Source organism: Spirillospora sp. NPDC046719, from assembly GCF_040645715.1.
Lineage (GTDB): Bacteria > Actinomycetota > Actinomycetes > Streptosporangiales > Streptosporangiaceae > Spirillospora.
Map to the genome: position 1 here is coordinate 1 of NZ_JBEYYT010000500.1, position 6,208 is coordinate 6,208.

General features: G+C 75.3%; 4 protein-coding genes. All 4 read left to right on the plus strand.

What is annotated here, in order from left to right; genetic code table 11:
* On the plus strand, nucleotides 1-1,074 hold a 1,074-nt coding region (locus tag ABZ914_RS44230; RefSeq protein ID WP_500200714.1), incomplete at its 5' end, for a sensor histidine kinase.
* Between the two features lie 112 nt (nucleotides 1,075-1,186).
* Nucleotides 1,187-2,587 carry a bifunctional glycosyltransferase family 2/GtrA family protein gene (locus ABZ914_RS44235; RefSeq protein ID WP_500200715.1) on the plus strand — a complete coding sequence of 467 codons (1,401 nt, stop codon included), beginning with the start codon at nucleotides 1,187-1,189 and terminating at the stop codon, nucleotides 2,585-2,587.
* On the plus strand, nucleotides 2,584-4,764 hold the full coding sequence (locus tag ABZ914_RS44240; protein ID WP_500200716.1) for a glycosyltransferase family 39 protein: 2,181 nt from the start codon (nucleotides 2,584-2,586) through the stop codon (nucleotides 4,762-4,764). The genes ABZ914_RS44235 and ABZ914_RS44240 overlap by 4 nt, the downstream gene beginning before the upstream one ends.
* 18 nt (nucleotides 4,765-4,782) lie before the next feature.
* Nucleotides 4,783-6,208, plus strand: a 1,426-nt coding sequence (locus tag ABZ914_RS44245) for a glycosyltransferase family 39 protein (protein WP_500200717.1), incomplete at its 3' end; no start/stop codon positions are given.

Here is a 6,208-nt window from a genome sequence, read left to right on the forward strand (position 1 = left end):
GTCGCCCGCGGCGACGGCGACCGCGCCCTGCACGACGGCACCGGCGTCAGCCCGAGCGGCAAGACCGAGGACGTGCGGATCCTCACCTTCCCCACGCACGCCGCCGACGGCACCCCCATCGCGCTGTCGGTCGCGCTGTCCCTCGACGAGGTCGAGGGGCCGCTGGACAACCTCGCGCTGCTGCTGGTCGCCGTCACCGCCCTCGGCGTCCTGGTGTCCGCCGGCGCCGGCCTGATGATCGCCCGCGCGTCGCTGCGGCCCGTCGACGAGCTGACCGGCGCCGTCGAGCACATCGCCCGCACCGAGGACCTCGGCACCCGCATCCCCGCCGAGGGAACCGACGAGATCGCCCGGCTCAGCCGCTCCTTCAACGCCATGACCGGCGCGCTGGCCGCCTCCCGCGAACGCCAGCAGCAGCTCATCGCCGACGCCGGGCACGAGCTGCGCACCCCCCTCACCAGCCTGCGCACCAACATCGACCTGCTGCTGCGCGCCGAGGCCACCGGCCGCGACCTGCCCGCCGCCGCCCGCCACAACCTGCTCGTCAGCGTCAAGGCGCAGATGCACGAGCTGTCCAGCCTGGTCGGGGACCTGCTGGAACTCGCCCGGCCCGACGAGACCGAACCCGTCCAGGAGACCGTCGCGCTGCACGACGTCGTGGACCGCGCCGTCGAACGCGCCCGGCTGCGCGGCCCCGGCCTGACCGTCCGGGCCGACACCGAGCCCTGGTACGTCCAGGGCGACCCCGCCTCGCTGGAACGCGCCGTGGTGAACCTGCTGGACAACGCCGTGAAGTTCTCCCCGCCCGCCGGGACCGTCACCGTCCGGCTCGCCGGCGGCGAGCTGACCGTCCGCGACCACGGCCCCGGCATCCCCGCCGCCGACCTGCCGCACGTGTTCGAGCGGTTCTGGCGGTCCCCGTCGGCGCGCAGCCTGCCCGGCTCCGGGCTCGGCCTGTCGATCGTCGCCCGCGTCGTCGCCGAGACGGGCGGCAGCGTCGACCTCGAACCCGCCGAGGGCGGCGGCGCCCTGGCCCGCGTCCGCCTCCCCGGAACCGGCGCACCCCGCGACTGACCACCCGCGACTGACCACCCGCGGGGGCGGGTCCGCCGGCCCCGCGGGTTTCTCATACCGCGTTAATCCACGGCTCAGGGGCTTCCCACACCCGCACCCGAACCTCGGTCTCATGAGTCACCTTGTCACCGAACGGGGCACGCCCGCCGGGCCGCCCCCGCCCGTGCACGACCACGGCGGGCGGGGAAGGCTGGTCGAGGTGGTCATCCCCGTCTACAACGAGGAACGCGTCCTGGCCGCGAGCGTGCGGCGGCTGCACGCCTACCTGGCCGACACCTTCCCCTACCCGTTCCGCATCACCATCGCCGACAACGCCAGCACCGACGGCACCTGGCGCGCCGCCCGGGACCTGATGGCGCGGCTCGACCACGTCAACGCCGTCCACCTGGAGCTGAAGGGACGAGGACGCGCCCTGCGGCACGTGTGGGGCACCAGCGACGCCGACGTCGTCGCCTACATGGACGTGGACCTGTCCACCGACCTGGATGCGTTCCTGCCGCTGGTCGCGCCGCTGATCTCCGGGCACAGCGACCTGGCGATCGGGTCCCGGCTCACCCGCGGGTCCGCCGTCGTGCGCGGCCCCCGCCGCGAGGTCATCTCCCGCTGCTACAACCTGCTGCTGCGCACCACCCTCGCCGCCCGCTTCTCCGACGCCCAGTGCGGCTTCAAGGCCGCCCGCACCGAGATCGTGCAGGCGCTGCTGCCGTCGGTGGAGGACGAGGAGTGGTTCTTCGACACCGAGCTGCTGCTGCTCGCCGAACGCAACGGGCTGCGCATCCACGAGGTCCCCGTCGACTGGGTCGACGACCCCGACTCCCGCGTCGACGTCGTCCGCACCGCCCGCGACGACCTGCGCGGCATGGCCCGCGTCGCCCGCCGCATGCTCACCGGCGCGTTCCGCGCCCCCGTCGGCGGCCGCCGCGCCCCCACCGCGCCCTCCGCGAGCGCCGCGCTGCCCGCCGGGATGGCGCGGCAACTGCCCGCCTTCGCCGTCATCGGCGCCATCAGCACCGTCGCGCAGCTCGTCCTGTTCGTGCTGCTGCGGCTGGTCATGGGCCCGCTGTGGGCGAACGCGCTGTCGCTGATCATCACCACCGTCGGCAACACCGCCGCCAACCGCCGCTTCACCTTCGGCGTCACCGGCACCGGCCGCGCCCTGCGCCAGCAGCTCGAAGGCGGCCTGGCGTTCCTGCTCGGCCTCGCGCTGTCCACCGGCGGGCTCGCGCTGCTGCACGCCGCCGCGCCCGGCGCGTCCCGCGCCGTCGAGGTCGGCGCGCTCATCGCCGCCAACGCCGTCGCCACCCTGGTGCGGTTCCTGCTGATGCGCGCCTGGATCTTCCACCCCCGCCGCCTGGCGGACCGCGACGCAGGCGCCGGCTCCCCGCACGCTGGCGACCCGCGCACCGCCGACCCGCACGCCGATGACCCGCACGCCGCCCTCCGCACCGACGTCACGATCTCCCGGGACGGCCGCGCGCCGGCCGCCGGGGAGACCGGAGGAAACCTGTCATGACCCAGACGCTCCCCGCGCCGCCCACCGGAACCGCGGCGCCCGCGCCCCGCGGCAGGATCCGCCGGATCCTGCTCGGCGGCCCCGGCGACCCCGCCTGGTCGCGCCCCGCGCTGTGGGCGGTGCTGGCCCTCGCCGCCGCCCTGTACGCCTGGGACCTCAGCTCCGGCGGCTACGCCAACAGCTACTACTCCGCCGCCGTCAAGAGCGGCACCCAGAGCTGGAAGGCGTTCTTCTTCGGCTCCCTGGACGCCGGCAACTACATCACCGTTGACAAGCCGCCGATGGCGCTGTGGGCGCAGGAGCTGGCCGCCCGCGTCATCGGGTTCGGCACCCCCGCCCTGCTGCTCCCGCAGGTCATCGAGGGCGTCGCCGCCGTGGCGATCCTGCACGCCACCGTGCGCCGCGCGTTCGGGCACCCCGCCGCGCTCATCGCCGCCGCCGTGCTGGCCCTCACCCCGATCACCGTCGCGATCAACCGCGACAACAACCCCGACACCCTGCTGGTGCTGCTGCTGGTCGCCGCCGCGTGGGCGTGCCAGCGCGCCGTCGAGACCGGGCGGCTGCGGCCCCTGCTGCTGTCGGCGTTCCTGGTCGGCTGCGGCTTCAACACCAAGATGCTGCAGGCGTTCCTGGTCGTCCCCGCGTTCGCGCTGGTCTACCTGATCGCCGGACGCCCCGGGATCGTGCGGCGCCTCGGGCACCTGGTCGCCGCCGGCGCCGTCCTCGCCGTCTCGTCGTCCTGGTGGATGCTGATCGTCGACGCCGTCCCCGCGGGCAGCCGCCCCTACATCGGCGGCAGCACCGACGGCACCGTCTGGGACCTGGTCATCGGCTACAACGGCCTCGGCCGCGTCTTCGGCGAGAACAACGGTCCCGGCGGCGGACGCGGCGGACCCGGCGGCGCCTCCTTCGGCGGGCAGTCCGGCGCCGGACGGCTGTTCAACGACATCGTCGGCGGCCAGATCTCCTGGCTGATCCCGTTCGCCGTGATCGCGCTGGTCACCTGCCTGGTCCTGCTGTGGAAGCGGCCCCGCACCGACCTCGCCCGCGCCGCGCTGCTGCTGTGGGGCGGCTGGCTCGCCGTCCACTACGTCATCTTCAGCTTCGCCGAAGGCACCTTCCACCCCTACTACACCACCGCTCTCGGCCCCGCGATCGCCGCGCTGACCGGCGCGGGCGCCGTCCTGCTGTTCCGCGCGGACCGCGGCGAGGCCCGCTGGAGCCGGGTGCGGCCGCTGGTGGGGGCGGTCGCGATCGCCGTGACCGGAGCGTGGGCGTTCGCCCTGCTGAACCGCACCCCGTCCTGGCACCCTTGGCTGCGCTGGACGATCCTCGCCGCGACCACGGCCTCCATCGCGGCGCTGCTGCTCGGCCGTCTCGTCCGCCGCGCCGGCACCCGCGCCGTCGTCGCCGGGACCGTCCTCGCCGCCGTCGCGACGCTGGCCGGGCCGGGCGCCTACGCGGTGTCGGCCGCGTCCACCGCCTCCAACGGCAGCAACCCGCAGGCCGGGCCGTCCACCGGATTCGGCGGTCCCGGAGGCATGCGCGGCATGCCCGGCGGCATGCCCGGAGGGTTCAGGGGAGGCTTCCCCGGCGGCCAACCGCCCGGCGGCGCGCCAGGCGGGGTGCCCGGCGCCGCACCCGGCGGGCAGACCCCCGGCGGGGAGGGCTCCGCGGGCCAGGGCTCCGGCTCGGGCGGCGGGCAGATGCCGTGGACGCGCGGTGACCGCTCCCAGCGGCCCGGCGGCGCACGCGGCGGGTTCGGCGGGTTCGGCGGCGGCCCCGGCGGCGAGGTCAGCGCTCAGATGATCTCCTACCTGGAGAAGAACCAGGGGAGCGCGACCTGGCTGGTGGCGGTCTCCAGCGCCCAGTCCGCGAGCTCGATCATCCTCAGCACCGGACGCCCCGTCATCGCGATGGGCGGCTTCACCGGCTCCGACCCCGCGATGACCGTCGCCAAGCTGCAGAAGTACGTCAAGGACGGCAGGCTGCGCTACGTCATGCTCGGCGGCGGCATGGGCCCCGGCGGCGGGAACTCCTCCGTCACCGCCTGGGTGCAGAAGAACGGCACCCTCGTCGCCCCTTCCGAATACGGCGGCACATCGCAGTCGGGCGCCTCACCGTCCGGTTCCGCGTCGTCCGGCTCCACCGGCGCCCAGCTGTACAAGCTGGGCTGACCCCTGGGATATCCCACGATGACCTCCACGATCCAGGCCTCCCCGCCCGCCCACCGCACCCCGGACGGGCGGGGAGGCCGTCCCCGCCGGGTCCTGCGCCGCCTGTGGCGCGGACCCGCCGCCGACCCCGCGTGGGCGCGGCCCGCCCTGCTCGCCCTGCTCGCCGCGACCGCCGTGCTGTACCTGTGGGGCCTTGGCGCGTCCGGATGGGCCAACGCGTTCTACTCCGCCGCCCTCCAGGCCGGCGCGACCAGCTGGAAGGCGTTCTTCTTCGGCTCCTCCGACGCCGCCAACGCCATCACCGTCGACAAGACGCCCGCCGCGCTGTGGCCGATGGAGATCGCCGCGCGGATCTTCGGGGTGAACTCCTGGAGCATCCTGGTCCCGCAGGCGCTGATGGGCGTCGCCACCGTCGCGACGCTGTACGCGGCGGTCCGGCGCCGGTTCCCCGCCTGGGCGGGTCTGCTGGCCGGGGCGGCGCTCGCCGTCACCCCGGTCGCCGCGCTGATGTTCCGGTTCAACAACCCCGACGCGCTGCTGGTGCTGCTGCTGACCGCCGGCGCCTACGCCGCGATCCGCGCCCAGGAGAACGCGAGCACCCGCTGGCTGCTGGCCGCGGCCGCGTTCACCGGCACCGGGTTCCTGGCCAAGATGCTGCAGGCGTTCCTGGTCGTGCCGGTGTTCGCGCTGGTGTACCTGGTCACCGCGCCCGCGCCCGTGCGGCGGCGGCTGTGGCAGCTGGTCCTCGCCGGCGCCGCCCTGGTGGCGTCGGCCGGCTGGTGGGTGCTGGCCGTGGCGCTGGTGCCCGCCTCGTCCCGCCCCTACATCGGCGGATCCCAGCACGACTCCGTCCTGGAACTGGCGCTCGGCTACAACGGGATCGGCCGCCTCAACGGCGACGAGACCGGCGGCCTGGGCAACCTCAACCAGGACGCCGGCGTCGGACGGATGTTCGGCGCCGCGATCGGCGGCCAGATCTCCTGGCTGCTGCCCGCCGCGCTGGTCCTGCTCGCCGCGGGGCTGTGGGTCACCCGCCGTGCGCCCCGCACCGACCCGGCCCGCGCCGCGCTGCTGATGTGGGGCGGGTGGCTGCTGCTCACCGGCGCGGTCTTCAGCGAGATGCAGGGCATCTTCCACGAGTACTACACCGTCGCGCTCGCCCCCGCCGTCGCCGCCCTGGTCGGGATCGGCGCCGCGCTGCTGTGGGAGCGGCGCCGCACCACCGAGGGCGCCGCGTTCCTGTCGGTGACGGTCGCCGTCACCGCCGTGTGGGCGTACGTGCTGCTGGGCCGCGCCCCCGGCTGGCACCCGTGGCTCGGCCCGGCGATCGTCGCGGCCGGGCTGGTCGCGGCACCGACCGGCCCCGCCCCGCCATCCGCACCACCGCCGGAGCAGCCGTCCGATTCACCGTCCCCGCTGGCACCGTCGAGCAGTTGCGGCAGCT

Bases quoted from the DNA above. Each gene is read 5' to 3' on its own strand.
- ABZ914_RS44235 (WP_500200715.1), top strand. From the start codon at position 1,187: ATGAGTCACCTTGTCACCGAACGGGGCACGCCCGCCGGGCCGCCCCCG.
- ABZ914_RS44240 (WP_500200716.1), top strand. From the start codon at position 2,584: ATGACCCAGACGCTCCCCGCGCCGCCCACCGGAACCGCGGCGCCCGCG.